Genomic DNA, 26592 nt, shown 5'->3' with positions numbered 1-26592 from the left:
CGCTTCTTTATTACTCCCCGCTCGCTTCTGGGCCCCCCCCCTCGGACTTGTAGCCCCCCCGGGGGGGGCCGGCCCCCCCCCCCCCCCCCCCCCCGGGGGGGGGGGGGCCGCGGCCGGGGCCGGTCCGGTGCGGACGGCTCAGTAGCGGACGGTGACGCTCGCCCCCGTGAAGCCCTGCTGGGCGTGGAGGCTGACGTAGACCCAGCCGGCCGGCGGGTTGTCCACCGTGAGGGTCTCGGCGCTGCCGGCCTGGGCGGAACGGGCGGTGTACGCGCCCGTGGTGGCCCAGGAGGCGGCGTGGTAGTACAGGTCGGCGTTGCCGTTGGAGCCGGTCGTGGTGATGGTCAGCCGCGGGGTGCCGGCGGGGACGTACAGGTAGTGGTAGGCGTAGTTGCCGGTGGTCGCGGAGACGCCGCTGCGGGTGCAGCCGCGGTCGAGGCGGCGGGCGTCGGGGTCGCTGCATTCGGGGAGGGCCGAGACGGCGACGGTGCGGCTGGTGGTGGCCGTGGCGCCCTTGTCGTCGGTGACGGTGAGCCTCACGGTGTAGGTGCCGGCCGCGGCGTAGGTGCGGGAGGGGTGGGCGGCGGTCGACGTGGTGCCGTCGCCGAAGTCCCAGGAGCGGCCGGCGATGGTGCCGTCGCCGTCCCGCGAGGTGTCGGTGAAGGAGGCCGTCATGCCGCTGACGGTCGCCTCGAAGGAGGCCGTCGGGGCCTGGTTGCCGGGCGGGGTGGTGGAGCAGGCGCCGGCGGCGCAGGCGGTCAGCCAGGTGTCGAAGTCCGCGTCGTACCGGGTGCCGATGGTGGTCTTCAGGAGGGTGCGGGCGCCGTTCCAGTCGCCGGCGCGGTACTTGGCGAGCACGGCGTCGACGTCGGCGCGGCGCTTCTCCAGCATGTAGCGCACGGCCAGGTAGCCCCAGCGGTAGGTGCGTTCGGTGTCGCTGTTCTCGTAGGTGGTGTCGAAGAGGGTGCTCAGCTTGTACGTGTGCCGCCCGGCGGCCGCGACGGCCGCGTCGTAGGTCAGGTTCCGGTAGGAGTACGAGACGTACTCGGCGAAGCCCTCGATCCACCAGATGGTGGGGGTGGAGACGCCGGCGGTGAAGTCGCCGTACATGTCGAAGCGGCCGTCGAGGTAGTGCGTGTACTCGTGGTTCAGGTTCCACACCTGGAAGTCGGGCCGCACGCGGGTGTCCTCGTAGGCGAGGAAGCGGGGCAGGTTGCCCGGTACGGCCGGGTCGCCCTCCAGGTACATGCCGCCGTTGTCGGTGTTGATGCCGTAGATGGCGGCGGCGAAGACCTGGTAGTCGTAGCTCCTGTCGAAGACGACGACCTCGATGGCGGTGTTGTGGTCGTCGGCGACGGGTCCCTGGTCGCGGGCGACGGAGTGGAAGTACGCGTCCTGCTCGACGAGGCTGTCGCAGACGGCGGCCAGGTCGGCGGCGGTCACCTGCTGGGCCAGCACCCGGATGGACGGGCTGCACGAGTGGCTGGTGACGAGGATGCCGGCGCGCAGCCGGGCCGCGGCGTCGGCGGTGCCGTAGTCGGCGGCGCGGGAGGGGTCGTAGGCGTCGACCATCTCGGCTAGGGCCGCCAGCAGGTAGGCGGTGTTCCCGCTCGGGGCGCTCTGGTCGGCGAGCCCGCGCAGCAGCGGCTGGAGCGTGGGCCGCAGCCCCGGATGCTGGAGGAAGCGGCCGAGCTCGCGGGCGGTGTTGTACGGCAGGTAGCCGTAAGTGCCGCCGAGGAGAGCCTTGTTGCGGGAGGTGAAGGCGGCCAGCGTGTCGAGCAGGCTCGGGTCCGCCTGGACGGCGGCGAGGAAGCCGTCGGTCTGGTGGCCGCGGAAGAGCACGGTGTTGACGTTGTTGACCGCCGCGGTCATGCCGGCGACGCCGTTGTAGGCGGCGGCGTCGTAGTCGGTGAGCAGGCGCTTGACGACCGGGAGGTACCGGACGTTCTCCTGGGCGCTGTCGATCAGGGTGACCGCCTCGCCGAGGATGCCCGCGTTGGCGGCGGTGACGTCGCGGGAGCGGGCGCTGCCGAAGAAGCCGTCGAGGGCGCCCCGGATCGCGGTGGTCAGGGCCGGGCCGTAGCTGCCGACGTCCGAGGAGTTGTACCACTGGACGTAGTAGCCGGCGCGGAGGAAGAGCACCAGCTGGTGGACGGAGGTGCTGTTGTCGCCGGGGTACGCGGCGGAGCCGGCGCGCAGCGCGTCGGCGACGGTCACCATCTGCGCCTCGCGGAAGGCGCCCCTGGCGTCGCTGCCGGTGAGCTGGAAGAGGTCGTCGACGCAGCCCGGTTCGGACGCCTTGACCAGCTGGACGAGGGCGCTGCCGGTGCGGGTGGTGAAGTCGGCGACGTTGCAGGCGGCGGCGGTCCGGGCCCGCGCGTCGGCGGAGGGCTGCGTGGTGGCGGCCGGGTCCTCGGCGGCGAGGACCGGCGGCCGCTGGGAGGCGGGGACCCTCCCGGTGGCGTGGCCGGCCTCCCGGGTCTCCGGGGCGGGGACGCTCGCGGGCCGCGGTGCGGCGGCGGGGGCGGCGGCCGGGGCCGGGGCCGGAGCGGGGAGGGGAGCGGCGGCGGCCTGACCGGCCGGGGCGAGCACCCCGAACGCCAGACAGGACGTCACGGTGGCGGTCAAGAGCCTTACGCGGTACGGCAGTCCCGGTATTCGGGCGGTTTTCACCTGGGCCTCCTGGCCTTGCACGGCCGCATGACAGGGCCGGACAACAGTGGGGGAGTGAAGGACGGCGCTCCGGCAGGGACTCTCGGAGCGCACGTACAATTTCACACGTCACATGGTGACGGGAAGGGGTGTGACGGAACCCGTCGCGTCACCTCCGTGTCATCCGCCCGTCGCGCAGCCGGCGACGGCGTGCCCCCTCCCGCCCCGGCCGGAAGGCGAGTCGCGCCCCCGTGGGCGGCGAGCCCCTTGTCAGTCCGCCCAGACCCGCGCGTAACAGCGCCGGGTCGGCGGCGCGGCACCGTTCCTGAACGGCGTCCTGCCGTGCAGGACGGCCCCGTTGTTCACGAGGAGGAGGTCTCCGGGGCGGAGGGGCAGGACCTTCACCATCGCCGGGTCCTCCAGCAGTGCTTCCATCGCCCGCAGGGCGTCGCGCCGCTCCGGACCGAAGGGCACGCCGGTCTCCTCCTGGCCGCGGTCGATCCAGTAACGGTTGTAGTGCACCCGCAGGGCCCGGCCGTCGCGCTGGAACACCGGACGGACGCGGTCGAAGTCCCGGCCGCGCCCGAAGCGGAACTCCCGGTACAACTCGCGCAGCGCCTCCGGCCGTTCGACGGCGAGGCGGTCGTGCAGCGCCGGGCCGCTGGCCAGGAGGGACTCCCCGCCCTCGGCCGCCGACCGGATGCACAGGAGCGCCAGGAGCCGGGGCGGCCGGGGGCCCTCGCCCCGGTCCATGTGCGGCGGGAGCACCCGGTCGTCGCCGTCAGGGGGCACGGGGGCGCCGGGACCGGACGCCCGCGGGACGGCGGGCGCCGTGGCCGCCGTCAGCAGCTCGTTGCCGGACCGCTGGAGGCGGAGCCCCGCCGGGGCGCCCACCCGGCCGACGACGCGTGCGCACAGCTCGACGCACCGCGCGTCGGTGAGATCCGCGAGCTCCAGCCCCCGGAGCACGACGAACCCGGCCCCGCGCCAGAGGCGGGCGTCCGCCGCCCCGACCAGCGCGTCGTCCACCGGTCCGACCAGCGCGTCGTCCACCGGTCCGACCAGCGCGTCGTCCACCGGTCCGCCCCGCGCCGGCGCCACCGGCAGCAGCCATTCCTCCCTCCGGAGCGTCTCCGCGTCCCAAGCCGACGGTCCGTCACCGCCGTGGAGTCCCGTCATCGCGATTCCCCCTCCGCTCCCTCACAGCCTGGCGGCGCCGGCACCCTTTCAAACCGGCGCCCCCGCGGCGCGCGGCTCGACATCCACTGACAGGAGGTGTCAGGAGACCTGCCCTACCGTGCGGCGCATGGACGACAACAGGACCACAGAGTTCCCGCGCACGGGGCGGGCCGCCGCATGAGCATCGTCGAACTCCGGCAGTACACCCTGCGTCCCGGCACCCGGGAGACGCTGATCGAGCTCTTCGAGCGCGCGTTCGTGACCGGCCAGCAGGCGGTCGGCATCACCGTCGGCGGCCGGTTCCGCGACCTGGACGACCCGGACCGCTTCGTCTGGCTCCGCGCGTTCCCCGACATGGCGCACCGGCGCCGCGCGCTGGAGGCGTTCTACACCGGCCCGGTCTGGCGGGAACACCGCGACACCGCCAACGCCACCATGATCGACAGCGACGACGTCCTGCTGCTGCGAGGCCCGGGCTTCACGCCGGAGCCGGGCGCGCGCGAGGTGTCCGCGACCGTCTGCCACCCCGCGGACGCGGCCGGCTTCGACGCGTACGCCGCCCGGCACCTGGGCGCGCGGCACGCGCTGCACCGCACCGAGCACGCCGAGAACGACTTCCCTCGCCTGCCCGTCCGCACCGGGGAGGACGTCCGGGTCTGGTTCGGCCCGGCCGCGCCGGCCCCCTGGCCGGCCCGACGGCTGCGCCTGGAGCCCGTGGGGCCGGGGAACCCTTCCTGAGCGGGGCGGGGCGGGGGCGGGGGCGGGAGCGCGGCAGGCCACGGGGCGCGCCGGGGCGTCACCCGAGGCGGCTCCGCTCCGGCGCCCTCCTCGCCGCGAGGCGTTCCAGGAGGGCGGAGCGGTGGCGGGGGTCGACGGCGAGGCCGATCGCCGTCCAGGCCAGGGCGAGGCCGCCGTCGAGGACGGCGCGGTCGGCGCCCGGGCTGGTGCCGTACCGGGTGAACTCGGGATTGTGCATGATCGCGTCGCCGCAGTCGTAGCCGATCATCGGATGGATCGTCGGCACCAGGTGGGAGACGTTGCCCATGTCGGTGGAGCCGGCGCGCACACCCGGGTCGTGCGGTGCGGCCGTGCGGCCGAGGCCGGTGAGGGCGTCGCGGTACAGGTCCGTCATCGCCGCGTCCTGACGCAGGTCGGCGTAGTCGTTGCCCACCGTCTCCAGGGCCAGCTCCGCGCCGGTGGCCAGGGCGCCCGCCTCGAAGCAGGCCCTGACGCGCGCCTGGAGCTCGCGCAGCGCCTCGGCGGACTCGGCGCGGCAGTCGTAGTCGGCGGTGGTCCGGCCGGGGATGACGTTGGCGGCTTCGCCGCCCGAGGTGACGATGCCGTGGACGATCCCGCCGGGCGGCATCTGCTGGCGGTAGGCGCTGATCGCGACCTGGGCGACCATCATCGCGTCGGCGGCGTTGACGCCCCGGTACGGCATCGCCGCGGCGTGCGCCGTACGGCCGGTGTAGGCGACCTTCCAGCTGCTGATGGCGAGCGAGGTCATGCCCACGCCGTCCCGCGGCGCGGCGTGCACCATCATCGCGGCGGCGAGGTCGTCGAACAGGCCGGCCCGCAGCATCTCGACCTTCCCGCCGCCCGACTCCTCGGCCGGCGTCCCGAGCAGCTTCACCGTCACGCCGATCTCGTCCGCCACGGAGGCCAGCGCCAGCGCCGCCGCGGTGGCGGACGCGCCGTTGACGTTGTGGCCGCAGGCGTGGCCGATGCCGGGCAGCGCGTCGTACTCCGCGCAGATCCCGACCACCAGCTCGCCCGAACCGGCCGTCGCCGTGAACGCGGTCGGCAGGCCGGCCACGCCGCGGGTCACCTCGAAACCGCCGCGTTCGAGCTCGTCGGCGATCTTGCGGGCGGACCGGTGCTCCTCGTAGGCGAGTTCGGGCTCGGCGTGCAGGCTGTGGCTGAGCGCGATCATCCGGTCCTGGCGCGCGGACAGGGCGGTGCGGCTGGCCTTCCGCAGGGCGGGAACGTTCATAGGAGGGTCTCCAGGAGGGAGGGGCCGGCGGACCGGCCCCGGGACGGGACGGGGGGAAGGGCGCGGGGGAGCGTCAGCGCGCGGCGGGGTGCTTCGGCGAGGGCCGCAGGAGGAGGGCCACCGCCGCGCCGGCGAGGCAGACGACGACGCACAGCGTCCAGCTGGTGGTGTAGGCGTCCAGCCGCGGCAGCGGGCTGCCGGCCGGCGTCGCCTTCGCGGACACGGCCAGGACGGCCGCCGCCCCGAGCGACCCGCCCACGTTGATCAGGAGCTCGTTGATGCCCGAGCCCACCGACGTCTGGTCGCGCGGGACCATCTCCACCGCGAGGGTGCGCGTGGAGTGCTGGAGGAGGCCCACTCCGGCGCCGGCCACGACGGTGGTCGCCAGGAAGGGCCACAGCGACGCGTGCGCGGCCGGCGCGCCCGCGTAACCGGCGGCCATCAGCAGCGACCCCGACACCAGCGTGGCGCGGTCGCCGATCCGGCCCGCCACCGCCGGCGCGGCCAGGGATCCGGCCGCGATCGCGGCCATGTTGGGGAGCATGGCGAACGCGGTGCCCAGCGGCGTCAGGCCCAGCCCGTAGCCGGCCTCCCCGGGCGCCGTGCTCAGGAACACGGGGTTGGCCACCTGCAGACCGATCATGCAGAACGAGAACGTCACGGCCACCAGGGAGACGACGACGATGCCGCGCCGGGCGAACAGCCGCACGTCGATCATCGGCTCGGGCGTGCGCAGTTCGATCAGGGCGAACAGCCCGGTGGCCAGCGTGCCGCCGGCGAGGCAGCCGAGCGTCGCGGGCGAGGTCCACGCCCAGCCCGGGGTGCCGCCCTTGCCGAGCCCCAGCATGACCGCCACGAGGCCGACGGACAGGACGGCGCCGCCGAGCCAGTCGACCGAGCCCCCGGGACGGTGGTCGCTCTCCGGCAGCAGCGGCCACGTCACGATCAGGGCGAGGGCCACGCCGACCGCCGGCACCCACAGGGCCGCCGTCGGCCGCGCGACGTACTGGGCGACGAGGCCGCTGGCCACGAGGCCGAGCGCGATGCCGCCGACCAGCGCGGCCACCATGAAGCTGATCCCGCGCCGGTTCTCGCCCTCGCCGCTGCGGTTGCGGAGGATGCCGACCAGCAGCGGGAAGAAGCCGGCGAACGCGCCCTGGAGCACCTGGCCGACGAGCAGCATGCCGAAGGACGTGCTGAGGCCCACGACCAGGGAGCCGGTGAGGACGATCGCGAGGGTCCAGCGCAGCAGGCGGCGGTGGCCGTAGAGGTCGCCCATGCGCGAGAGCACCGGGGTGAAGGCGACGCTCGCCAGCAGGTTGCAGATGCTGAGCCAGTTCAGGTCGGCCGCCGTCACGTGGAGCGTGTCCGTGAGCCGGTGCAGGACGGGGGAGAGGAAGCCCTGGGTGACACCGCTGGACAGTTCGACCAGGGCCACCGAGGCGATCACCGCCGCGGGGGGAGTGGGGCGCGGGGCCGGGCGTGGCGCGGACGGCGCGGCGGTGCGAGTTTCGGTCATACGAGGCACCCGTTCTGACGAGCAAGTGGAGTGGTGGAAAGCGCACTGCAATTTCGGGCACCGGGCGAATCACGGGCAACAGCTCGCGTCACAGTCGGCGGATTCCGGCGTGGCAGAATCAGCGGGAGTGGAATCCGGCGGTGGAGGGGTGCGGCATGGCGGATGCGGCGGCGGGGCGACGGGCCCCGTACACCTTCGACGACGTCGACCACGCGATCCTCCGCGTGCTCGGCCGCGAGCCCCGCGCCCCCCTCGCCGAGGTGGGGGACCGGGTGGGCGTGCACGAGCGGACCGTCGCGCGCCGCCTGGACCGCATGACCGCCACCGGTCTCGTACGGTTCACGGCGTCCCTGGTGCCCGAATACCTCGGCGAGGGCCTCGTCGCCGAATCGCCGTCACCTGCGCGCCGGGCCGGCTGAACGACACCGCGGCGGCCCTCGCCCGGCGCCCCGACGTCCGGTCGGTGGAGGTCGCCACCGGCGACCTCCAGGTCTTCGCCGAGCTCCAGGCGCGCGACCACGACCAGCTGCTCACCGCCGTCGACGAGGGGATCGGCCGCGTCGACGGCGTACGGGACGTCCACTCGTCCGTGGTCCTGAGGCTCCTCCTCACGGCCAACGACTGGTCACCCCTCGACCCCGAGCCCACCTTCGTGCGCCGTACGGTGAGCGAAGGGCGCCCGCTGCCGGAACCGCCCGCCCTCAACGCCCTCGACCGCACCCTCGTCGGGCTTCTGGAGCAGGACGCCCGGATCCCCTTCAGCCGGCTCGCGCAGGAGCTGCGCGTCGGCGAGACGACGGCCCGGCGGCGCCTCGCCCGGCTGATGACCTCGCACGCGCTGCACCTGCGGCTGCTCGCCGAACCGGCCGTCCTCGGCTACCCGGTCGAGGCCCGCTTCCGGCTCGCCGTGCACCCCGGCGCGCTGGACGAGGCCGTACGCGCCCTCGCGCGCGAGCCGTCCGTGCGCTACCTCGCGCTGACCACGGGGCGCACCAACGTCCTCGGGTACACGAGCCACGCCTCCATGGCCGACCTGCGGACCTTCGTGGCCCGGGCCTTCAGCGACCTGCCTCGGCTGCGCTCGGCGGACACCTCCCTGCTGATGCGCACCTACAAGCGGGCGGGCGCACTCGCCCGGCTCTGAAAGCCGCCGTGCGAGGCCGGGCCCGCGCCGTCCGCGCGCGGGCCGGTGACGGACGCTCAGGCGGAAGAAATCGACCAATCACCCAGTCTGTGATCGAAATTCGATCAATCGACAGAACTGCATTGACTCGATCATCGCCCGCACCTAGCTTCTGGCGGCACCGAACCGTCAGAAAGGGCGTCGCGTTCCATGACCACCAGAGCCTTCCCCCTACGGCAGTCGACGGCCCGCGGCCTCGTCGCGGCCGTCCTCGCGCTGGGCGGCACCGCCGTCCTCGCCCCCGCGTCCGCCTCGGCCGAGGCGTCCGTCACCCACGTCGACTGCTCGCGCCCGACCCCCGGCGACGGCAGCCCGACCGCCCCCCTCAACAGCATCGCGCAGGCCAACGCCAGGACGTACGGCCCCGGTGACACCCTCGCCTTCGCCTCGGGCACCACCTGCACCGGCTCCCTCGCCCCGCGGGGCAGCGGCACCGCCGCCGCCCCCGTCACCCTCACCCGGTACGGCACCGGCGCCCTGCCCGTCATCGACGGCGGCGGCGCCCCCGACGCGGTCTCCCTGACCAACCAGGACCACTGGCGCATCAGCGACCTCGCACTCACCAACCCCGCGTCCACCCTCGCCCGCCGCACCGGCCTGCGGATCTCCGCCACCGACGGAAAGGCCCACCGGGGCTACGACATCGGCAACCTCGTCATCGACCGGGTGGCCGGCCAGACCAGCAAGAACAGCCCCACCACCGAGGACTTCGTGCAGTCCGCCGGCATCGTCACGGGCGCGAGCGGCACGAACTCCACCCTCCACGACGTCCACGTCCACGACAACCGGATCAGCAACACGGGCGGCGGCGGCCTGAAGATCCGCGTCGGCGCCATGGCCGTCAAGGGCACCGGAGTCCTCATCGAGAACAACACCGTCAAGGACGTCGGCGGCGACGGCATCATCGCCAGCTACGCCGACGCGCCCATGATCCAGTACAACAACGCCTCCGGCGTCGGCAACGGCGCGTACCCCTTCTCCGGCGGCAACTTCGCCGGAATCTGGGTGCTCGGCGACCACAACCCGACCATCCAGAAGAACGCCGTCCACGGCATCACCCGCATGTCCGTGGCCGACAGCCAGGCCTTCGACTGCGACTGGGGCAACACGGGCACCTGCACGATCCAGTACAACTTCAGCCGCGACAACATCGGCGGCTTCTTCCTCGACTGCGACGGCTGCGGCACCATCGGCGCCGCGAAGCAGGTCATCCGCTACAACATCTCCGAGAACGACTGCCGCATGAGCAGCGTCAGCGCCGGCCGCTCCGCCCTGCACCTGTACAACAACGTCTTCTACTGCACGGACAGGAAGTTCGACGTCACCCTCCCCGACGAGAGCGTCGTCGAGAACAACATCTGGGTGGGCACCGCCGACTCCCGGCTCCCCACCGGCCCCGGCATCACCTGGCTGTGGAACGTCTTCCAGGGCGTGCCCCGGCCCACCGCCAACGGCATCGCCGGCGACCCGGGGTTCGTGAACCCCGGCACCGGCGGCGACACCATCCACTCCGCCGACGGCTACAAGCTGCGCGCCACGTCCCCCGCCCTGAACAACGGCTCCGTCGTCACCGGCAACGGCGGCCGCGACTACTGGGCGAACCCGGTCTCCGCGACGACGAAGCCGCACCGCGGCGCCTACAACGGCCCCGGGCTGTAACCCGCAGCGGACTCAGCGGACGTCGTGGTCGGGGTGGGCCTCGTCGTACGCGCGGCGCGCCTCGGAGATGGCGGCGCGGTGGGCGAGGGACCAGTCGGCGAGGGCCTTGACCAGATGGGTGAGGCCCGCTCCGGTCCCGGTCAGGCGGTAGTCGACCCGGGCCGGGACCGTCGGGTACACGGTGCGCAGCACGAGGCCGTCGCGTTCGAGCCTGCGCACGGTGAGGGTGAGCATGCGCTGGGAGATGCCCTCGACGGCGCGCTGCAGTTCGCGGAAGCGGCGCGGCCCGCCCGCGAGTTCGACGATCACGAGCACCGACCACTTGTCGCCGATGCGGTCCAGGACGTCGCGGATGCCGCAGTCGGGGTGGTCCTCGCGGCCGCAGGGCTCGAGAGCGGCGGGGGTGGTTACCCCGGTGTGCGTGGGTGACATCGAACTGCCTCCTTGTGGCCGGTGGACCGGCGGTCGAGGATCAAGCCTGGTTACCGAAGAGAACCACGACGGAAGGCTTCGAACGACATGATCCTGGTGACGGGAGCGAACGGGAACCTCGGCTCTGCCACCCTCGCCGCGCTGCGTGCCCGCGGCGCCGCCGCGACCGGCGGCAGCCGCACGCCCGGCGAGGGCACGCGGCGCCTGGACTTCGACGACCGCGCGAGCCTCGACCTCGCCGGCGTGTCGACCCTCGTGCTGGTCTCCGCCGGTTACGCCGAGGACGACCGGGTCGCGGCCCGGCACGCGGCGGTCCTGGAAGCCGCCGCCCGCGACGGCGTCCGCCACGTCGTCTACACGAGCCTGACCACGGCCGGCGACCATCTCGGATTCGCGTTGGCGCACCGCGTCACCGAACGCCTGGTCCGGGCGAGCGGACTGCCGTGGACCGTCCTGCGCAACGGCCTGTACGCCGAACTCTTCGGCGCCCTGATGACGTGGGCCGACGACGGCCTGGAGTCCCCCTTCGGGGACGGCGCCCTGGCGGCGGTCGTGCGGGAGGACCTCGCCGAAGCCGCGGCGATCGTCGCGGCGGATCCCGCGGGGCACCGCGGGCGCGTCCACGACCTCGTCGGCAGGCCGATCACCGCCGCTCAGGTGGCCGGCCGGCTCGGCGTCCCGCACCGCACCGTCGGCCTGGGCGAGTACCGGCGCAGGCTCCTGGAGGAGGCGCCCTCGCTCCTGCCGTTCCAGCCGCCCATGCTCGCCTCGATCGCCACGGCCGTCCGGCACGGCTTCCTGGACGGGACCTCCACCGACCTCGCGGACCTCCTCGGCCGCCCGCCCCGCGACCCCCTGCCCGCGGCCGTGGCCGCCGCGTCGGCCACACGCCCGAAAGCCGCCGCGCAGACCGCCGGGTAGGAGAGCGCGCGGACAGGCACTCCGCAGCGACGGGCTTCCCGGGCCCAGGAGGCCCTGCGGGGGCCCACGGGCGAAGGGACGGGACGTCCAGCAGGTGTCGTCCGGGCGTCTTCGCCCTGGTAGCGTTCAGGGCATGTCCGCTGCTTCGTGTGCGGCCGCTTGCGCCGCGGTGACCAGGACGTCTCGCTAGCGGCGGGACGTTCGACTCACGCACTCCTCCTGGACGTCCGGCCGCTTCGTGATCAGACCGGAGCGGCACGTCTGTGCTGCTCGGAACTTCCTCTGAGCGACGGAGCACCTGATGCTTCCAGGCATCCTTTCTTCCCGCGGGCACAGCCCGTCCCCGGCACGCGCATGGCTGGTGCTGTGCGCGGTGTCCCTGCTGCAGTTCTTCATCGCGGTCGACGTGACCGTGGTCAACATCGCCCTGCCCTCGATCGGCGACGACTTCGACGTCGACGGGCACGTTCTGACCTGGGTCGTGGTCGGGTACGCCGTCGCCGGTGGTGGGCTGCTGATGCTCGGTGGCCGGCTGGGCGACCTGCTCGGGCGGCGGCACGTACTGCTGCTCGGCACCGGCCTGTTCGGCGCCGCGTCGCTGCTGGCGGGCCTGGCCCCCACGTTTGCGCTGCTGGTGGTCGCGCGCCTGCTGCAGGGCGCGGGTGAGGCCATCGCGCTGCCCGCCGCAATGGCCACCATCGTCCTGATGTTCCCCGAAGGTCCGCGTCGGTCGCGGGCCCTGAGCGTGTGGGCGGCGGTGGCCAGCTGCGGTCTCGTGCTCGGATTCGTCCTGTCCGGGATCATCACCGCCCACCTCGGATGGCGGTGGATCTTCCTGGTCTCGGTCCCGTTCGTCCTGATCGTGCTGCCGGCCGTTGGCTTCCTGGTCGAGCAGGGCCGGCCCGTGGCCGAGGACGCCCCGCGGCCGGACGTTCCCGGCGCGCTGTTGCTGACCGCTTGCCCGCTGCTGTTCGTCTTCGGCGTGGTCGAGGCCGGTGAACCAGGAACACCCGCATGGGTGGTCCTGGGGGCGCTGGCCGGGGCGGTGGCCGCCGGGGCCGGGTTCGTGTGCGTCGAGGCACGCGCGCGCAACCCGCTGCTGCCGCTGCGTTTCTTCGCCCACCGCACGCGTGTGGCGGCCAACGTGGTCACGATGCTGCTGAGCGGGGCACTGTCGACCTCGTTTCTGCTGTTCACCTTCTCTCTGCAGGACCGGTTGGGCGTCGGCCCGCGAGGCGCCGGCCTGACGATGCTGCCTCTGGCCCTCTCGCTGATCGTGATCTCCGCGCTCGTGCCCCGGCTGCTGGGCCGGTGGGGAGCACGTGCCTGCGTGCTCGCCGGCATCGGGTTCACCGCGGCCGCGATGGCCGCGATCGCGGCCACCGCGGCGCTGCGGGCAGGCGGCATGGCGATGATCCCGCCCATGCTCCTGATCGCGGCCGGGATGGGGTTCGGCCTCGTGGGGCTCCAGTACCTCGCGGTCAGCGGCGTCACCGAGGACGACGCCGGGACCGCCTCGGGCGTCCAGCGCGCGGCGGACCAACTGGGCGGTGCGACCGGGGGAGCGGTCTGCGTGGGGATCGGGTTCGCCCCGTCCCTGCACTCCTTCGATCCGTTCCTGGTGGCCGCTCTGCTGGCCGTCGTGGGGCTCGCGGCCGGCGCGGTCGTGGCGTGGCGCATGCCCGTGCCCGTAGCGGACCTGAAGGAACAGGCCGGGTGACCTTCGCCCCGCCGGGGTGTGCCGACCTGCCCGCAAGGCCGGCGCACCCCGCCGGGGCTTGCCGGTCGACGCCCTCCACGGCCGGGCGAAGGACACGTGCCCGTCCCGCCGAACCGGTCGTCCTCCGCGAGGCCTTCGCGTCCCGCCCGGAGGCCGCGCCGCCGCCCGGCCGGGAGGCGGCTCCCCGCTGCGGGGCACCTACGGCTGCGGCAGGTACGGGCACCTGGTCGTCACCGGCCCCCGGCGCGGCCGCGTCCGGCCGGTCGACGCGTGTGGCGCGCTGCCCTTCGGCACCCGGCCGGACGCCTCCCCGATGCCGGACACCCCCGGTTTCGCGGGCTGGGCGACCCGCTGGGTCCAGGGCCACTCCTGGTTCCGCCCGCCTGGCGGCACCCCGTTGCGTCGGGTGGTCCTGCCCGTCGGCCGGGCGGACGCCGGTGGCGCTGATCGCGCCGATCCGGTCGGGACCGTCTTCGGCGCCGGCCTGGGCGAGCAGGGTGGTGAGAGCCCTTTCCGCAGTGCCGTCGGCGGCGAACGGGTGATCGTCCGTAACCCGGCGTCACGGAGAGTGCGCACGGATTGTCACACCGGTATGACAACAGCGCATCAGCAGATGATCCCCTCTCAGGCCGCCCTTCCCGCGGCCGGGGTGCCGCGGCGCCGGGCCGGCGATCTGCCCGAGCCGCACGAACGGCGCCGGCTGCGGGAGCGGTGGGGCCTGACGACCCGGCAGGTGGCGTCGGCGTTCGGGGTGACACCGGCGACGGTGCGGTCCTGGGAGCGGGGCCGTTCGGCACCCCGGGGCCACCGCAAGGAGGCGTACCGGCGGTTCCTGGCCGGTCTCGCCCAGCACGGCGAGGCGTCCCCGCTCCGGACCGCGGGCCGTGACCGGCCTCCGGCAGAGGCCGCTCGGCGTCCGGCGCCCCGGCCGGCCGCCCCGAGGCAAGGCGCGGCGCCCGGTCCGGTGGGCCCTAGCGCGTCTGCGGCGGGCCGAGTGCTGCGCGTCGGCGCGGGCAGGACGGAGGCGGATCCGGTGGCCCCGGAGCGAGTCCGGCGCCTTCGGCTGCTGGGAGCCGTGGCCTGCGTATGGTCGCTCGCCCTGTGGGTGTACCTCACCTGCCCGCCACCCGTCTGACGGCGCCGTCCGGGCGCGGCGGGGCGGTCACACGATGCCGGTGACGGTCACCCGCACGGCCCCGGGCGTCGTGGCCGCCGCCTCGGCCGCCGCGGCCCGCACGGCGCCGGCCGTGCGGGCGGCCTGGTGCCGTGCGCGGACGACGACGTCGACCCGCAGGGCGGCGACCCGGCCTCGGGCGTCGAAGGTGATGCGCACCGCGCTGCCCGGATCGCGCGGGTCCCCGGCGTCGGGCTGTCGCGAAGCGGCCGTCCGCAGCAGTGACCGCAGACCGGGCCGCAGGCACGCGACGCCGGGAACGGCCAGGACGGCGTCGGCGACCCGCTGGGCGAGCGCCTGGGAAGGGTCGCTGTTCACGGCCTGGACTCCCGCGGCTGGGTGGGGGGTTCGTGGAGGTCGGTGACGGTGACGTTCAGGTCGCCGAGCGCCAGGCCGAGGTGCTGCCGGGCGGCGCTGATCAGGCTGTCCCGCACCGCACGGGTGGTGCGGGGGAGGTCCTGTCCGTAGGCGACGGTGATGCCGAGGTGAACGGTGGAGGGGCCGCGTGTGGGATGGGTGCGGCTGCCGGGAGGGACGATGCGGCAGCTTCCGGCCAGGACGCCGGGTACCTGTTCGGCGGCGGTGCGCAGGACGCGGGCTGCGACGGACTCGTAGATCCAGCTGTCCTCGCCGGCCTCGCCGAGCGGCAGGTCGCGGCCGGGCCGCAGCTCCAGGCGGACCGCGTCCATGACGCGCCGCACCACGGCGGCGGTGTCGACGTCCGCGGGGGGCGCGGCCGGGGCGAGGACGGCGGCCCGCAGGCGCTCCAGGTCGGCGACGGCCTGCCGGCAGGAGGCGCAGGTGGCCGTGTGCGGGTCGGCGTCCGGCCGGTCGGCGTGCTCCCACACGGTTGCCAGGTCCCTGCCGCAGGCGAGGAGTTCGAGGTCTTCGTCGTCGGGGTTCCCGCCGGGCGGGGTGGTCATCGCCATGCGGCCATCGCCTCCGTCAGCATGCGCCGGGCCCGGAACACACGCGCGCGGACCGCTTCGGGCCTGATCCCCACCGCCTGGGCGATCGTCTCGTACGACCGGCCCTCGATCTCCCGCAGCACCCAGCAGACCTTCTGCTCGGCGGACAGGGAGCCCATGGCCTGGGCGAGGTCGCGTACGGCGGCCTGCGACTCGGCGGCGCGGACGGGGGAGGACTGGTGCTCCGGCGCGACCGGTTCGGCGACCGCGCCGAGGTCGGCGGCGGGTCTGCGGGCCCGCAGCAGGTTCAGGCAACGGTTGGTGACGATCCGGTACAGCCATGTGCCGAAACCGGCCTCGCCCCGGTAGTCGGGCAGGCTGCGCCACGCACTGACGAAGGCGTCCTGCACGGCGTCCTCGGCTTCGGCCCGGCTGCCCATGAGGCGTTCGGCGAGCAGCAGCATGGCCGGCGAGTGGCGGTGGACCAGCACCTCGAACGCCTCCTCGTCCCCTTCCGCGGCCCGCACCGCCAAAAGCCGGTCGTCGGCCTCGGCCGCTTCTTCATGGTCGTCCGGGCCCCACCGAGCGTTCAACGCGGGCTCCTTCCAGTCTCCACTCCTTTGACACCCCCCGCCCGGCGTTCGTTACGCCCCCTGGATTCGCACTGTCGTCCACCCGTTCACGGCAAGGGGTCCGTAACGGATCGCGTGCTCGCGCTGTCAAAGGAGTGCCATCACCCATCGACCCGTTGAAGGAGCAGCCATGACGGCGACTCAGGAAAAGGCCCCGGTCCGCCGGGATCACGCAGAGGGTGGTTTCGCGCCCGGGGCCGGCCGCACGCAGGTCGACGAGCCCGGCGGCACGCGTGGCAGGACGGCGATCGCGGACGCGGTCGTCGTCAAGATCGCCGGAAGGGCGGCACGGGAGATCCCCGGCGTCCACGACATGGGCGGCGGCCTCTCCCGGACGCTGGGCGCGGTCCGCGACCGGGTGCCCGGCGGGCGCCCGAACGTGGGCCGGGGCGTCAAGGTCGAGGTGGGCGAGCGACAGGCCGCCATCGACGTGGAACTGGTCGTGGAGTACGGCGTCCCGGTCCCGGACGTGGCCCGCGACGTCAGGGAGAACGTGATCTCCGCGGTGGAACGGATCACCGGTCTGGAGGTCGTGGAAGTGAACATCGCCGTCACCGACGTCCACCTGCCCGGCGACGACGAGGACGACGTCACCGAGTCGCGGGTGGCGTGAGTCCCTCACGGCACCAGGGCGCTCGGACACCGCGGATGAGGAAAGGAAGGCAACAGTCATGAGCAGGGACCTCCTCGGGCTGCTGGTCGGAATGGCACTGGGATTCGCCGGCTGGTTCGGAGGCTTCGGGGCCTTCCTCCTGGTCGCCGTCCTCGGCGGGTTCGGCTACGCGACCGGCCTCCACCTGGAGCGCGGCGGTGACCTGCGCGACCTCCTGATCGCCGAGCGCAGGCACCGGTGAACCCCGCCGAGCGCGGCGTCACCACCGTCGCCGACCGCGCGACGGCCAGGATCGCCCGGCAGGCGGCCGTCGAAGCCGCCGCCCCGGCCGGCGGGCACGTCCTGGGGTCGGCGGCCCACACGCGCGGGCGCGGAGTCGAGGTGACCGTGGAGGTGGGACTCCCCCTGTCCGCTCCGGCCGACACGGGCTGGATGGTCCACCTCCACGAACACCTGACCCGGCGCACCCGGCAACTGACCGGGTTGGCCGTCGGACCCGCGCACCTGCGGGTCCGCAAGCTCGACCCGCTCGTCCCGGAGCCCCGGCCGGGCACCGCCGAGCGGGCGTCGCCGGCCCCGGCCGGCAGGCCGTGGTCCTCGCGGCGTGCCGCCGCCACAGGTGCGGCCTCGGCCGTGGCCGTCCTGTCCGCGCTCACGTTGTGGACCGTCCTGCACGAGCACCTGCCCGGCATCGCCGCGCCGCCCTGGGGACCGGCGCGCTCGTGGACGACGGTGCCCGGCGGCCGGTCCCTCCTGCGCCCGGCCGCATGGGCCGCGGCGGCTGCCGGAGGATGGCTGATCCTCCTGGCCCTGACGCCCGGCCACCGCCGCCTGCTTCCCCTGCGCTGCCCCGGGCCGGCACGGGCGGTCGTCAGCCGTCGGCACGCCGCGCGTCTGGTCCGTGCGGCTGTCACCGAGGTGCCCGGACTGCGGGTCCACGCGGTCCGCCTCACCTCCCGCGAGGTCACCGTCCGTGCGGAGGCGGCCCACGGCGCACGACGCGACCTCCGCGACACGGCCACCGAGACCGTCGAACGCGCCCTGCGGAGCATGGCCCTCGGACGCGCACCGGAGGTACGGCTCGTCCTCCGTCCCGCGCGGGTCCCCCACACCGCCCCCGCCCGGCGGCCGGCACGGGAGGGCGAAGATGCGTAGCCGCACCGTGGCCAACCGGACGGCACTCGCTCTCGTCGGACTCGCCCTCCTGGCCTCGGGCGCGGCCGCCGTCCCACGGGGCGGGGAAAGGGTCCTCGCCGCCGCCCTGCGGCACCTGGGACACGCGGATCACCGCCTGCTGCTCGCCGCAGGCGGTGCCGCCCTGGCCGGGGCGCTGGTTCTGCTCACCGCACAGCTCCCGCGTCCGGCACGGCGCCGCCTGGACCTGGCCGTCCCCGGCTGCCGGCTCGACAGCCGGGCCGTCCGCCGCGCCGTCCGAGACGGCTGTGCCGCCCTGCCGGGGGTCGTGCGAGCCCGGTGCCGCCTCACGGGCGGCCGGCGCACGACGCGTCTGGCCGTCACCCTCACCCTGGACGCGACGGCGCACCCCGGCGACGTCCTGACCGCGGTGTCGGACGGCGTCCTGACACAGGTCGCCCCCCTGCTGGCACCGCGTCGCCTCGACACCCGCATCCGCCTGCAGGTCCGACGTGCGCGCCCGCGCCGAGCCCTCTGACGCGTGCCCCGCGGAGCGGACGACACGGCCGGGCAGCCCGTCCGCAGGAGCGGTTCCGCCGCGTCGCCCCGGCCTGCGCGGGCACGCGAACCCGAGGGGCGGCCGGTCAGCACCCCCGACCGTGAGGTCGTCGCGCTGTCGCCGTCCCTTGCGCCAGGTCACCGGGGCGAACCGGTCTCCGCCCGGCGAGTGCGTCGAGCAGGCCCCACGCTCGTGCGACGGGGCGATGTCAGTGGGGATCCATACGATGGACGGATGCGAGCTTCAGGAACGTTCAAAGTCGCCGACTTCACGCCGGCCCCCGTGGCCGGCCCGCAGATCGAGACCGCGGTGTCCGTCGGCGCCGCCACGATGGACAAGCGGTACGAAGGCGAAGTGACCGGCCGCTCGACCACCCTGTTCACCTCCGCGTTCGACCAGTCCACCGCCATGGGCACCTACATCGCCATGGAGTCCTTCGAGGGGACGCTCCACGGCGGCGCGGGCTCCTTCAACTTCGCGCACTCCAAAACCACTTCGGGGGGAACCCCGCAGGACGAGTTCTTCGTCATCGTCCCGGGCAGCGGGACGCGCGAGCTGGCGGGGATCACCGGAAGCGGAGGCATCGAGGTCGACGAGGACGGCACCCACCACATCTGGTTCGACTACGAGATCGGTCGGTGACGCAGCCCGTCAGGAGCGAGGCCACGGACGGATCGCGGCGGGGCGGGCTCGTCCCGGTGCCGTGAACCGTCGGGGGAGCGGTTGTGTGCGAGCGACCTGAAAGGGGCCCTCCGTGCGGGGGCCCCTATGGGTTTCGTCAAGCGGTGAGTAACGTCCGTGACGGTTGGCCTTGGGCCGGGGATGCCCGGTTGACCAGGGGCAACGACTTTGACTATTGAGTCTGATGGTTTGGAACCGAAGGGGTTGTCGCGGATGAGGGTTCTGTTCTTTCCCGACGAAGGGTTGGACGTCTCAGGCGGTGCGGCGGAACTCGTCGTCCTGGCCCTTGCCCTCGTCGCGGGGAAGGGCAGCGTAGAAACCACCGCCTCGGATGAACCGAGTTTTGGGGGCACTGAATTGGCTTCGGTCGAGGTGGTAAGCACCAGTGGCCCGGGTGTCCACATCAGAGTTGACTCGGAGCGCAGCGCTCTGCTCATCGAGGGTGATCGACTGGGCTTGACGGCTCTCGCTGACGAACTTCAGTCGATTGCGGAGATGGACGACGGCGGGCACCAGCACATCGAGTACTTCCCGGATCACCACTACCTTGCCGCTGGGTCACTGGCCATGATCGTAAACAGTCCTCATGGCGGCATGCCGACTCGATGAACGGCTGATGGCAGTGGCCGGCCGGGGTTCGTAGAAGGTTCCGTCGCGGAGCATGGCGAAGAGGACGTCGGCTCGGCGTCTGGCGAGGCAGAGTAGTGCCTGGGTGTGATGCTTGCCCTGGGCGATCTTCTTGTCGTAGTAGATCCGGGAGGCCGGGTCGCCCAGGGCGGCGAACGCGGAGAGGAAGAAAGCCCGTTTGAGCTGCTTGTTCCCCCGTCGCGACGGCTGTTCGCCGCGGATCGAGGACCCGGAACTGCGGGTCGCGGGGGCGAGTCCGGCGTAGGCGGCGAGGTGGCCGGCGGTCGGGAAGGTGCTGCCGTCGCCGACCTCGATCAGAATCCGTGCTCCGGTCCTGATACCGACTCCCGGCATCGACCTCAGGACCTTCGAAAGAGGGTGGGCCTCCAGGAGTTCTTCGATCCGTCCGGCCAGGAGTTTTCGCTGGTCAAGGACGGTGGTCAGTGACCCGGCCAGGCTCGGGACGATCAGCGCGGCCGCGTCGGTTCCGGGCACCACCACAGTCTGCTCGGCCAGAGCGGCGAAGATTTCCTCAACCAGCCGCTCGGCCATCCTCGGCGCCTTCGGCCGCAGCAGCGTCACCAGCCGTCGCCTGCCGGCCTTGCGGATCTGGGCGGGTGAACCGAACCGCTCCAGCAACGTGAGGACAGCCGGGTGCTGCAATCGCGGTCCCAGGACCCGTTCCAGCGACGGATGGATCTGGGTCAGCAGGCCGTGGAGCCGGTTGGCGACCCGGGTCGCTTCGCCGGCCAGGTCGTCGTCGAACCCGACGATCATCTCCAGTTCGGCGATCGTCTCGTCCTCGCCGTCGATCGCCCGCAGCGTGTGCGACATCGCGCGGGCCGCGTCCGCGATGATGAACGCGTCCCTCGCGTCCGTCTTCGCCTCGCCCGGGTAGAGGTCGGCGATCCGCCGCATCGTCAGCCCCGGAAGGTAGGCGACCGGGCAGCCCATATCCCTCGCGACCGCCAGCGGCAGGGCCCCGATCGAGGCCGGCTGGTCGACGACGACCAGCACGGTTCCGTGCTTGGCCTGCAGCTTGGCGAACAGTTCGCGGAGCTTGGGTTCAGTGTTGGGCAGACGCTTGTCGAACGCCTTCTTGCCGGCCGGAGTGACGGCGGTGGCGTGGTGTTCGCCCTTGCCGACGTCCAGGCCGAGGAAGACGTCGATGTCACTCGTGTCGATCACGTGCGAGCCCCTCCACTCACGCTTTCGTCCGGCCTGCCACGGCACCGAGCTGCCACATCCACGTTACGGAGAGCTCTTCCGGCTCGGGTGAAGCTGGTGCTCAAGCCCCTCATCAGCGGTCCGTCGATGCCTCCGGGCCCGGTGACACCACCCCCCGGATCATCAACCGCAACAAGGGGGGGGAAGTCATGCCGGACCCGAAGGCCGGAGGCCCCATTGCGGAGCCACGAAAACGGTAACGGGGGGGGCGGAGAACGAGGCGGGTGGCGACGGGGCGCGTCGCCTCCGTGAGGCCGCGGAGGCCGGCGCCGTCGAGGCGGCGTTCCGGTACGGCCTGTACCTCGGTACCCACGGCGACCGGGCGGGCGGCGAGCGATGGCTGCGCCGGGCGGCCGAGCGGGGGCACCCCGACGCCACCGTCACCCTCGGCGTCCTGTTCCACGAGTGGGGACGGCACGACGCGGCCGAGCCGCTGCTGCGGGAGGCCGCCGGCGCGGGCCACGTGCGCGCGATGGAGATGGTCGGCCACCTCCTGCGGCGGCGGGGCGAGCACGCCGAGGCCGCCCTCTGGTACCGGCGTTCGGCGGAGGGCGGCAATCCGCAGGCCATGGCCGTCCTCGGGTCCCTGCGCCACGATGAGGGTGCCGCCGAAGAGGCCGAGGGCTGGTACCGCCGGGCCGCCGAGGCGGGCCTCGCCGACGCCGCGTACGCCCTCGGGCAGTTGCTCCACCAGCGGGGCGAGGCCGCGGAGGCCGAACGGTGGGCCCGCCGCGCGGCGGCCGGAGGGTCCACCGCCGCGATGAACGCCCTCGGCGCCCTGTCCCTGGAGCGGGGAGACCGGGAGGCGGCCACGTCCTGGTACCGCAAGTCGGCCGCCGGCGACGAAGAGGGCCGGCGTCGTCTGGCCTCCCTGCGCACCGGCTCCGAGATGCTCGCCGAGCTGGAGGAACGGCTGACCGAACGCGCGCGGCAGGGGGACCCCGACGCCTTCCTGGCCCTGGGGCGTTCCCGGGAACTGCGGGGTGATCCGTACGCGGCGCAGGGCTGGTACGAGAAGGCCGCCAGTGCCGGGAACGTGGGGGCGATGATCCGGCTGGCGGAGCTTTCGGAGCGGCAGGGGCTCACCCGCCAGGCGAGGGCGTGGCGCCGCAAGGCGGCCGAAGCGACACCGCGGCCGCCGGAGGGGAGCGGCGGATGAACCGGGTCCCGGCCGGCGGCCCGCCGGGTCGCGGACCGGGCCCCGGTCGGCGCCGGCCCGGCCCGGACGGCACGCGGGATACGTTCCCGGGCGCCTTCCGGGCCGGGCGTGCGGCAGGCGGCTGTTACGCCCTGTAGGAGTCGATGAGCCGGGCCAGGTGCTCACCCGCGACCACCAGCGGGGTCTCGCTCCTGTAGACCTGCGCGGTGAGTTCGGCACCTTCGAGGGTGCTGATGACGGTGGTGGCCAGATCGCGCGCGACACCCTCCGGGAACCCGGCTCCGAGGAGCGTGTCCGCCACCATGTCCCGCCAGTGTTGGAAGGCCTGGGTGACCGCCTGCTCGATGTCGGGGACCCGCCCGGTGGTCTCCAGCGCGGTCGCGCTGATCGGGCAGCCGTCCCTCCACTCGGAGTCGCGCAGGTGGTGGGCGAGCATGCGGGCGCAGGCGGCGATGGCCTTCGCCGGGTCGGCCTCTTCGGCCAGCGACACCGACAGCAGGTCGGCGAACTCCTGGTCGGCGTGCTGGACCGCCGCCACGCCCAGCGCCTGCTTGCCGCCGGGGAAGAAGTGGTAGACCGAGCCGAGCGTGGCCCGGGCCTCCTGGGCGACCTGCTTGATGCCGGTCCCCTCGTACCCCTGCCGCTGCATCAGCAGGGAAGCCGCGCGGACGATGCGCTCCCGGGTGCCCGGCTGTGGTGTGTTCGCCATGCGGCAGAGCTTACTGGATAGACCGTTCGTTCTAGCTTGTGGGCCCGCAGGCACCGTGCTAGCTTCCGTCTAGTTAGAACGTTCTTTTTAGAGACGCTCGAAAACGAGGAGCCGAACGTGGAACACCAGCGGATCACCGTCAACGGCCTGGACCTGGCCTACGTCGAAGCGGGAGAGGGGCCGCTCGCCCTGATGCTGCACGGCTTCGACACGCCCCGGCTGTACCGGTACCTCATGCCCGCTCTCGCCGAAGCGGGTTACCGCGCCGTCGTACCCACCATGCGGGGCTTCGCCCCGTCCCAGGTGCCGCCGGACGGCAGCATGCGCCTCCCCGACCTGATCGCCGACGCCAACGGCCTGCACGACGCGCTCGGCGGCGGCTCCGACGCGGTCCTGATCGGGCACGACTGGGGCGGCTTCACCACCTGGGGCGCCGCCGCGGCCGCCCCCGAACGGTGGTCCAGGATCGTCGTCAACGACGTCCCGCCCCTGAAGTTCTACGACCGCGACAGCGCGGATCCCGCCAGGATCGAGCGGTACGTCCACTTCTACTTCTTCCAGATGGCCATAGCCGACCAGCTCGTCGCGGCCAACGACCTCGCCTACCTCGACTGGCTCTGGGAGCACTGGACGGGGAACGTCCCCGGCTACGACTCCACGGAGGACCGCAAGGCGATGAAGGAGGGACTCGACACCCCGGAGAGGCTCCACCTCGGCCTGGAGCTCTACCGGCAGAACTTCCCGGCCGCGACGTTCGGCACCCCGCAGTGGGAGATGGTCCGGGTGCTGGACAAGCTGCCTCCCCAGCCCACCCTGTACCTCCACGGGACCGAGGACCCCGTCATCGACGAGGCGGCGCTCGCCGAGCTCGTCGCCATGCTGCCGCCGGGATCGGACGGCGCGATGATCGAAGGCGCGGGCCACCACCTTCTCGCCGAGAAGCCGGAGGAGGTCAACCGGCGCATCCTCGCCTTCCTGTCCCGCTGACCACACCCCCGTGACGCGGGCCGGCCGTCGACCGATGGCCGGCCCGCCCCCGTACCGGGCAGCACGCCCACCCGAATGCCGGAACGCGGACGCTCCCCCGCCCCGAGGCCGGAGCACCGCCCCGCCGACCGGTTTCCGGCGGAAGAAACCGGCCAGCACCCGCCTCACCTGCCCCTACGTGACCGCGACGGTCCGGCGACCTCGCGACCGGCACCCCGGCCGACAGCACCGACGGCCCTCCGCCCGCCTCCCGCCGGGGCGTTTGCGGTGCCCGTTTCGGGAGAGACGCGCCATGCGTCCAGATCCGCGGGGCTCGGCCGAGCCCCGCCGTCCGCAGCTCGATCGGAAGGTGCCCATGACGAACCTCCTCCCCTCCGCGTCCCCGGACCTCCTCGCCTCCGCCGGATCGAACGCCCTGGGCTTCGGCATCGTCATCGGGCTGGTCGTCGTGGCCCTCCTCATCGGCGCCTTCTGGTGGGGCAGCCGCCGCGTCGCACGCCGCCGCACCACCGGCGACGCCACGCGCGTGCAGCCCGGCGCCCCCCGCGACGACTCCTGGTCCACCCCGGACGAACAGCGCCGGAACGACGAACCCCGCGCCTGACGGGTCCCGCCCCACCACACCCCCTCGGCGGCTCCTCCCGAGCGCCATCGGCCGCCCCCCCGCACGGTCCGGACGGCAACGGGACGGGGGAGGGGGACGGTCACGCAGGCGTGCCGAGCGGCGGGTGGTCGAGTACGCGGGGCCTGTACTCCACGAGCTGGAGGCGCCCGTCGAAGGTGCGGTGCCCGATCATCTCCAGGGCGACGTCCGGATAGCCGTCGTAGATGCGTTCCTCGCCCGTGGCCCCGGTGATCACCGGGAACATCACGACCCGGAAGCGGTCCACGAGCCCGGCCCGCAGCAGGGACCGGCATAGGCTCAGGCTGCCGATCGTGCTGAGGAGCCCCGAGCCGCTCGACTTCATCGCGCGGACCGCCTCGACGGCGTCGTCGCGCACCAGCGTGGCGTTGGCCCACGTCAGCGGCGCCTCGAGCGAGGAGGAGAACACCACCTTGGAGGCGCGCGTGAGCTCGTCGACGGACGCCTCTTCCTCTGGCCTGAACTCGTCCTGGCCGTCGGGGACCCGTCCCGCGGCGAAGCCCGACATCAGGCGGTAGGTGTTCGCCCCCATCAGGTAGGTGGCCTCGGGCTGCTCACCGAGCCACGCGAGGTACTCCGGGCCTTCGAGACCCCAGAACCCGGGCCACCCCTCTCCCGACGCGTAGCCGTCGAGGGAGGTGATGAAGTCGACGAGAAGCTCCGACATGGCGGTGTCCTTCCTGCTGATGTGTACACGAGTGTGGACTGGCCGGGAGCCGCGAACTCATCGGCCGCGCCGGGAACCGGCGGGAGAACCCGGAACACCGCGGCCGACCGGGCCGACGCGGCGGCCCGGCGCCCACAGCGGTCCGCGCCCGCCCGCCGCCCTTACGAAACGGGCCGCCCCGCCGCCACCGACCAGGCGCTGCCCGGGGCGAGGACCGCGGCCCACCGGCGCTCCTCCCGTGGGGTGCGGCGGTGGCGGATCGCGGCGTCCCGCAGCCCCGCCAAGGCGTCGTCCCGGTAGGGGCTCGCGGCCAGGGCGGGTTCCGCGACGGCCCGGAGGTCCTCGTCGCGGCGGTGCGAGGCGGCCAGGTCGAGGGCCTTCTGCAACACGGCGAGCGGACCGTCCGCCCGCCCGGACAGCAGGGTGCGCCACTGGGCCGGGTCGACCGCGCGGAGGCGCTCGGCCAGGAAACCGGCGCCGGAGTCGTGGATGTCCGCGGTGGTCCGCGCGGCCCGACACCGTCCCGTCCCGCGTCCGCCGCCACGTCTCCCGCGAAGGACCACGGGAGGTGTCATGCCGTTCTCCAGGAAGTGAGCTTCTCGGGGTTGAGGACGGCCCAGATCCGGCGGATCCTGTCGTCCGCGATGTCGAACGCGTAGACCGACAGGACGGTGCCGTCCATACGGGCGGCGAGGCCGGGCCGGCCGTTGACCGTGCATGCGTGGAGGGACAGCCCCTGTGGCGGGGTCCGGTCGGAGAAGAAGCGGGCGACGTGCTCGGCGCCCTCGATCGGCTGGAGCCGGGCGGGGACGCGTCCGCCGCCGTCTCCGACGGCGGTTGCGTCGGCGTGGAGCAGGCCGACGAGGGCGTCGATGTCCTTCGCCTCCCACGCCCGCTTGAACTCCCTGACGACGCGCGCGCTGCGGGAGGCCGGGGAGGAGGGGGTCCGCGAGGCGTCGACGCGGCGGCGGGCCGAGGACGCCAGCTGGCGGCAGGCCGCCGGGGTGCGGCCGACGATCTCGGCCACCTCGGAGAAGGAGTAGCGGAAGACGTCGTGGAGGACGAACGCCACGCGCTCCGCCGGGGTCATCGCTTCCAGCACGACGAGGAAGGCCATGCCGACCGACTCGTCGAGCGTGACGCGCTCGGCGGGATCGGCCGTGCCGTCGCCCCGCGTGCCGGCGGACCATTCGGCGGGTGACGGCACCGGCTCGGGAACCCACTCCCCGACGTAACGTTCGCGCCGCACCCGCGCCGAGCGGAGCACGTCGAGACAGATGCGCCCGGCGACCTTGGACAGCCAGCCCCCGGGGGACGCCACCGCCTCCCGCTGCCCGGGGGACATGGCGTACCAGCGGACGTACGTCTCCTGGACGACGTCCTCGGCCTCCGCCAAGGAGCCCAGCATCCGGTAGGCGAGGTCCATCAGCCTGCGGCGTTCGGCGGTGTGACCGGTCGTCATGGTTCTCGCGGCTCCCTCGGTCGGATCTCCCTCACCCCTCATGACGAGACGGCCCGGCGGAATGTCAGGCCGGCGTCCCCGGCCGCCCAAGACCCCGGGCGCGGGGGGGGTCTGGGGGGGGGACACCACCCGCGGGGGTAAACCTGACCACC

29 protein-coding genes are annotated in these 26592 nt (G+C 73.6%); 16 read left to right on the top strand and 13 right to left on the bottom strand.

Going from position 1 to position 26592, the window contains the following annotated elements; all coding sequences use genetic code 11:
* Positions 1-138: 138 nt before the first annotated feature.
* Both ACFW6A_RS37935 and ACFW6A_RS37930 read right to left on the bottom strand, forming a co-directional pair.
* Positions 139-2628: a collagenase gene (locus ACFW6A_RS37935; protein ID WP_386646413.1), complete on the bottom strand. Its 2490-nt coding sequence runs from the start codon at positions 2626-2628 to the stop codon at positions 139-141.
* Positions 2629-2922: 294 nt separating this feature from the next.
* Positions 2923-3831 (bottom strand): TauD/TfdA family dioxygenase, encoded by a 909-nt coding sequence (locus ACFW6A_RS37930; RefSeq protein ID WP_386646411.1) that lies wholly within the window; start codon positions 3829-3831, stop codon positions 2923-2925.
* A gap of 177 nt (positions 3832-4008) precedes the next feature.
* On the opposite strand from ACFW6A_RS37930, the gene ACFW6A_RS37925 reads away from it, so the two are divergent.
* On the top strand, positions 4009-4569 hold the full coding sequence (locus ACFW6A_RS37925) for an NIPSNAP family protein (protein ID WP_351848530.1): 561 nt from the start codon (positions 4009-4011) through the stop codon (positions 4567-4569).
* 58 nt (positions 4570-4627) lie between these two features.
* Here the strand turns inward: ACFW6A_RS37925 and ACFW6A_RS37920 are convergent, their stop codons facing one another.
* Together ACFW6A_RS37920 and ACFW6A_RS37915 are read right to left on the bottom strand one after the other, a co-directional pair.
* Positions 4628-5824, bottom strand: a complete 1197-nt coding sequence (locus ACFW6A_RS37920; protein ID WP_386481598.1) for a M20 family metallopeptidase — start codon at positions 5822-5824, stop codon at positions 4628-4630.
* 73 nt (positions 5825-5897) lie between these two features.
* Positions 5898-7343, bottom strand: a complete 1446-nt coding sequence (locus tag ACFW6A_RS37915; protein ID WP_351848536.1) for an MFS transporter — start codon at positions 7341-7343, stop codon at positions 5898-5900.
* Between the two features lie 155 nt (positions 7344-7498).
* Between ACFW6A_RS37915 and ACFW6A_RS37910 the strand changes: the two genes are divergently transcribed.
* The 3 genes from ACFW6A_RS37910 (at position 7499) to ACFW6A_RS37900 (ending at position 10185) form a co-directional block, all read left to right on the top strand.
* A complete protein-coding gene (locus ACFW6A_RS37910) occupies positions 7499-7762 on the top strand; it encodes an Lrp/AsnC family transcriptional regulator (RefSeq protein WP_386646421.1) in 264 nt (87 codons plus the stop codon).
* The gene (locus tag ACFW6A_RS37905; protein ID WP_386646418.1) at positions 7705-8487 is read left to right on the top strand and encodes an Lrp/AsnC ligand binding domain-containing protein; all 783 of its coding nucleotides are present in this window, start codon (positions 7705-7707) and stop codon (positions 8485-8487) included. The genes ACFW6A_RS37910 and ACFW6A_RS37905 overlap by 58 nt, the downstream gene beginning before the upstream one ends.
* Before the next feature lie 189 nt (positions 8488-8676).
* On the top strand, positions 8677-10185 hold the full coding sequence (locus ACFW6A_RS37900) for a right-handed parallel beta-helix repeat-containing protein (protein ID WP_351848543.1): 1509 nt from the start codon (positions 8677-8679) through the stop codon (positions 10183-10185).
* A 12-nt stretch (positions 10186-10197) separates the two neighbouring features.
* Here the strand turns inward: ACFW6A_RS37900 and ACFW6A_RS37895 are convergent, their stop codons facing one another.
* The gene (locus tag ACFW6A_RS37895; RefSeq protein WP_351848546.1) at positions 10198-10617 is read right to left on the bottom strand and encodes a helix-turn-helix domain-containing protein; all 420 of its coding nucleotides are present in this window, start codon (positions 10615-10617) and stop codon (positions 10198-10200) included.
* Between the two features lie 87 nt (positions 10618-10704).
* Between ACFW6A_RS37895 and ACFW6A_RS37890 the strand changes: the two genes are divergently transcribed.
* The 3 genes from ACFW6A_RS37890 to ACFW6A_RS37880 all read left to right on the top strand — a co-directional run bounded on the left by ACFW6A_RS37890 (position 10705) and on the right by ACFW6A_RS37880 (position 14393).
* Positions 10705-11538, top strand: a complete 834-nt coding sequence (locus ACFW6A_RS37890) for an NmrA family NAD(P)-binding protein (RefSeq protein ID WP_351848549.1) — start codon at positions 10705-10707, stop codon at positions 11536-11538.
* 373 nt (positions 11539-11911) lie between these two features.
* The gene (locus ACFW6A_RS37885) at positions 11912-13258 is read left to right on the top strand and encodes an MFS transporter (RefSeq protein WP_351848596.1); all 1347 of its coding nucleotides are present in this window, start codon (positions 11912-11914) and stop codon (positions 13256-13258) included.
* 313 nt (positions 13259-13571) lie between these two features.
* Positions 13572-14393, top strand: a complete 822-nt coding sequence (locus tag ACFW6A_RS37880; RefSeq protein WP_386646407.1) for a helix-turn-helix domain-containing protein — start codon at positions 13572-13574, stop codon at positions 14391-14393.
* A gap of 27 nt (positions 14394-14420) precedes the next feature.
* Here ACFW6A_RS37880 and ACFW6A_RS37875 read toward each other — a convergent pair whose 3' ends face one another.
* From ACFW6A_RS37875 to ACFW6A_RS37865, 3 genes are read right to left on the bottom strand one after another with little or no spacing between them, the layout of a single operon-like run.
* Positions 14421-14750 carry an Asp23/Gls24 family envelope stress response protein gene (locus tag ACFW6A_RS37875; protein WP_386485438.1) on the bottom strand — a complete coding sequence of 110 codons (330 nt, stop codon included), beginning with the start codon at positions 14748-14750 and terminating at the stop codon, positions 14421-14423.
* Positions 14747-15361, bottom strand: a complete 615-nt coding sequence (locus tag ACFW6A_RS37870) for an Asp23/Gls24 family envelope stress response protein (RefSeq protein WP_351848553.1) — start codon at positions 15359-15361, stop codon at positions 14747-14749. The genes ACFW6A_RS37875 and ACFW6A_RS37870 overlap by 4 nt, the downstream gene beginning before the upstream one ends.
* Complete coding sequence (locus tag ACFW6A_RS37865) at positions 15352-15933, bottom strand: sigma-70 family RNA polymerase sigma factor (RefSeq protein ID WP_351848555.1); 582 nt, start codon at positions 15931-15933, stop codon at positions 15352-15354. The genes ACFW6A_RS37870 and ACFW6A_RS37865 overlap by 10 nt, the downstream gene beginning before the upstream one ends.
* 169 nt (positions 15934-16102) lie before the next feature.
* On the opposite strand from ACFW6A_RS37865, the gene ACFW6A_RS37860 reads away from it, so the two are divergent.
* The 6 genes from ACFW6A_RS37860 (at position 16103) to ACFW6A_RS37835 (ending at position 19568) form a co-directional block, all read left to right on the top strand.
* Entirely contained in the window at positions 16103-16585 is a 483-nt protein-coding gene (locus tag ACFW6A_RS37860) for an Asp23/Gls24 family envelope stress response protein (RefSeq protein ID WP_351848557.1), read from the top strand.
* 58 nt (positions 16586-16643) lie between these two features.
* Positions 16644-16826: a hypothetical protein gene (locus ACFW6A_RS37855; protein ID WP_351848560.1), complete on the top strand. Its 183-nt coding sequence runs from the start codon at positions 16644-16646 to the stop codon at positions 16824-16826.
* Complete coding sequence (locus tag ACFW6A_RS37850) at positions 16823-17740, top strand: DUF6286 domain-containing protein (RefSeq protein ID WP_351848563.1); 918 nt, start codon at positions 16823-16825, stop codon at positions 17738-17740. The genes ACFW6A_RS37855 and ACFW6A_RS37850 overlap by 4 nt, the downstream gene beginning before the upstream one ends.
* Positions 17733-18257, top strand: a complete 525-nt coding sequence (locus ACFW6A_RS37845; RefSeq protein WP_351848565.1) for a hypothetical protein — start codon at positions 17733-17735, stop codon at positions 18255-18257. Before ACFW6A_RS37850 ends, ACFW6A_RS37845 begins: the two co-directional genes overlap by 8 nt.
* A 255-nt stretch (positions 18258-18512) precedes the next feature.
* The gene (locus ACFW6A_RS37840) at positions 18513-18920 is read left to right on the top strand and encodes a DUF3224 domain-containing protein (RefSeq protein WP_351848568.1); all 408 of its coding nucleotides are present in this window, start codon (positions 18513-18515) and stop codon (positions 18918-18920) included.
* A gap of 252 nt (positions 18921-19172) precedes the next feature.
* Positions 19173-19568: a hypothetical protein gene (locus tag ACFW6A_RS37835; protein WP_351848571.1), complete on the top strand. Its 396-nt coding sequence runs from the start codon at positions 19173-19175 to the stop codon at positions 19566-19568.
* On the opposite strand, the gene ACFW6A_RS37830 is transcribed toward ACFW6A_RS37835, so the two are convergent.
* Positions 19518-20774, bottom strand: coding sequence for an IS110 family transposase (locus tag ACFW6A_RS37830; protein ID WP_351848574.1), 1257 nt, complete (start codon positions 20772-20774; stop codon positions 19518-19520). The two genes, ACFW6A_RS37835 and ACFW6A_RS37830, sit on opposite strands and share 51 nt — an antisense overlap.
* A 502-nt stretch (positions 20775-21276) precedes the next feature.
* Here ACFW6A_RS37830 and ACFW6A_RS37825 point away from each other — a divergent pair.
* A complete protein-coding gene (locus ACFW6A_RS37825; RefSeq protein WP_351848577.1) occupies positions 21277-21972 on the top strand; it encodes a hypothetical protein in 696 nt (231 codons plus the stop codon).
* 124 nt (positions 21973-22096) lie between these two features.
* Here the strand turns inward: ACFW6A_RS37825 and ACFW6A_RS37820 are convergent, their stop codons facing one another.
* Positions 22097-22681, bottom strand: coding sequence for a TetR/AcrR family transcriptional regulator (locus tag ACFW6A_RS37820; protein WP_386646400.1), 585 nt, complete (start codon positions 22679-22681; stop codon positions 22097-22099).
* Positions 22682-22798: 117 nt separating this feature from the next.
* On the opposite strand from ACFW6A_RS37820, the gene ACFW6A_RS37815 reads away from it, so the two are divergent.
* Positions 22799-23668: an alpha/beta hydrolase gene (locus ACFW6A_RS37815; protein ID WP_351848582.1), complete on the top strand. Its 870-nt coding sequence runs from the start codon at positions 22799-22801 to the stop codon at positions 23666-23668.
* Between the two features lie 355 nt (positions 23669-24023).
* Entirely contained in the window at positions 24024-24272 is a 249-nt protein-coding gene (locus tag ACFW6A_RS37810; RefSeq protein WP_351848585.1) for a DUF6479 family protein, read from the top strand.
* 100 nt (positions 24273-24372) lie between these two features.
* Here ACFW6A_RS37810 and ACFW6A_RS37805 read toward each other — a convergent pair whose 3' ends face one another.
* The 3 genes from ACFW6A_RS37805 to sigJ form a co-directional block, all read right to left on the bottom strand.
* Positions 24373-24978: a dihydrofolate reductase family protein gene (locus ACFW6A_RS37805; protein WP_351848586.1), complete on the bottom strand. Its 606-nt coding sequence runs from the start codon at positions 24976-24978 to the stop codon at positions 24373-24375.
* Positions 24979-25139: 161 nt separating this feature from the next.
* Positions 25140-25553: a hypothetical protein gene (locus ACFW6A_RS37800; protein WP_351848588.1), complete on the bottom strand. Its 414-nt coding sequence runs from the start codon at positions 25551-25553 to the stop codon at positions 25140-25142.
* Positions 25550-26440 carry an RNA polymerase sigma factor SigJ gene (gene sigJ, locus ACFW6A_RS37795; RefSeq protein WP_351848591.1) on the bottom strand — a complete coding sequence of 297 codons (891 nt, stop codon included), beginning with the start codon at positions 26438-26440 and terminating at the stop codon, positions 25550-25552. Before sigJ ends, ACFW6A_RS37800 begins: the two co-directional genes overlap by 4 nt.
* Positions 26441-26592: the final 152 nt, after the last annotated feature.

This window comes from Streptomyces sp. NPDC058758 (assembly GCF_042746075.1).
GTDB lineage: Bacteria > Actinomycetota > Actinomycetes > Streptomycetales > Streptomycetaceae > Streptomyces.
This window is presented reverse-complemented; position numbering and strand designations above follow the sequence as displayed.

Bases quoted from the DNA above. Each gene is read 5' to 3' on its own strand.
- ACFW6A_RS37920 (WP_386481598.1), bottom strand. From the start codon at position 5,824: ATGAACGTTCCCGCCCTGCGGAAGGCCAGCCGCACCGCCCTGTCCGCG.
- ACFW6A_RS37835 (WP_351848571.1), top strand. From the start codon at position 19,173: ATGAGGGTTCTGTTCTTTCCCGACGAAGGGTTGGACGTCTCAGGCGGT.
- ACFW6A_RS37820 (WP_386646400.1), bottom strand. From the start codon at position 22,681: ATGGCGAACACACCACAGCCGGGCACCCGGGAGCGCATCGTCCGCGCG.
- ACFW6A_RS37930 (WP_386646411.1), bottom strand. From the start codon at position 3,831: ATGACGGGACTCCACGGCGGTGACGGACCGTCGGCTTGGGACGCGGAG.
- ACFW6A_RS37895 (WP_351848546.1), bottom strand. From the start codon at position 10,617: ATGTCACCCACGCACACCGGGGTAACCACCCCCGCCGCTCTCGAGCCC.
- ACFW6A_RS37900 (WP_351848543.1), top strand. From the start codon at position 8,677: ATGACCACCAGAGCCTTCCCCCTACGGCAGTCGACGGCCCGCGGCCTC.
- ACFW6A_RS37870 (WP_351848553.1), bottom strand. From the start codon at position 15,361: ATGGCGATGACCACCCCGCCCGGCGGGAACCCCGACGACGAAGACCTC.
- ACFW6A_RS37915 (WP_351848536.1), bottom strand. From the start codon at position 7,343: ATGACCGAAACTCGCACCGCCGCGCCGTCCGCGCCACGCCCGGCCCCG.
- ACFW6A_RS37880 (WP_386646407.1), top strand. From the start codon at position 13,572: ATGCCGGACACCCCCGGTTTCGCGGGCTGGGCGACCCGCTGGGTCCAG.
- ACFW6A_RS37845 (WP_351848565.1), top strand. From the start codon at position 17,733: ATGCGTAGCCGCACCGTGGCCAACCGGACGGCACTCGCTCTCGTCGGA.
- ACFW6A_RS37800 (WP_351848588.1), bottom strand. From the start codon at position 25,553: ATGACACCTCCCGTGGTCCTTCGCGGGAGACGTGGCGGCGGACGCGGG.
- ACFW6A_RS37810 (WP_351848585.1), top strand. From the start codon at position 24,024: ATGACGAACCTCCTCCCCTCCGCGTCCCCGGACCTCCTCGCCTCCGCC.
- ACFW6A_RS37890 (WP_351848549.1), top strand. From the start codon at position 10,705: ATGATCCTGGTGACGGGAGCGAACGGGAACCTCGGCTCTGCCACCCTC.
- ACFW6A_RS37860 (WP_351848557.1), top strand. From the start codon at position 16,103: ATGACGGCGACTCAGGAAAAGGCCCCGGTCCGCCGGGATCACGCAGAG.
- sigJ (WP_351848591.1), bottom strand. From the start codon at position 26,440: ATGACGACCGGTCACACCGCCGAACGCCGCAGGCTGATGGACCTCGCC.
- ACFW6A_RS37925 (WP_351848530.1), top strand. From the start codon at position 4,009: ATGAGCATCGTCGAACTCCGGCAGTACACCCTGCGTCCCGGCACCCGG.
- ACFW6A_RS37840 (WP_351848568.1), top strand. From the start codon at position 18,513: ATGCGAGCTTCAGGAACGTTCAAAGTCGCCGACTTCACGCCGGCCCCC.
- ACFW6A_RS37855 (WP_351848560.1), top strand. From the start codon at position 16,644: ATGAGCAGGGACCTCCTCGGGCTGCTGGTCGGAATGGCACTGGGATTC.
- ACFW6A_RS37805 (WP_351848586.1), bottom strand. From the start codon at position 24,978: ATGTCGGAGCTTCTCGTCGACTTCATCACCTCCCTCGACGGCTACGCG.
- ACFW6A_RS37910 (WP_386646421.1), top strand. From the start codon at position 7,499: ATGGCGGATGCGGCGGCGGGGCGACGGGCCCCGTACACCTTCGACGAC.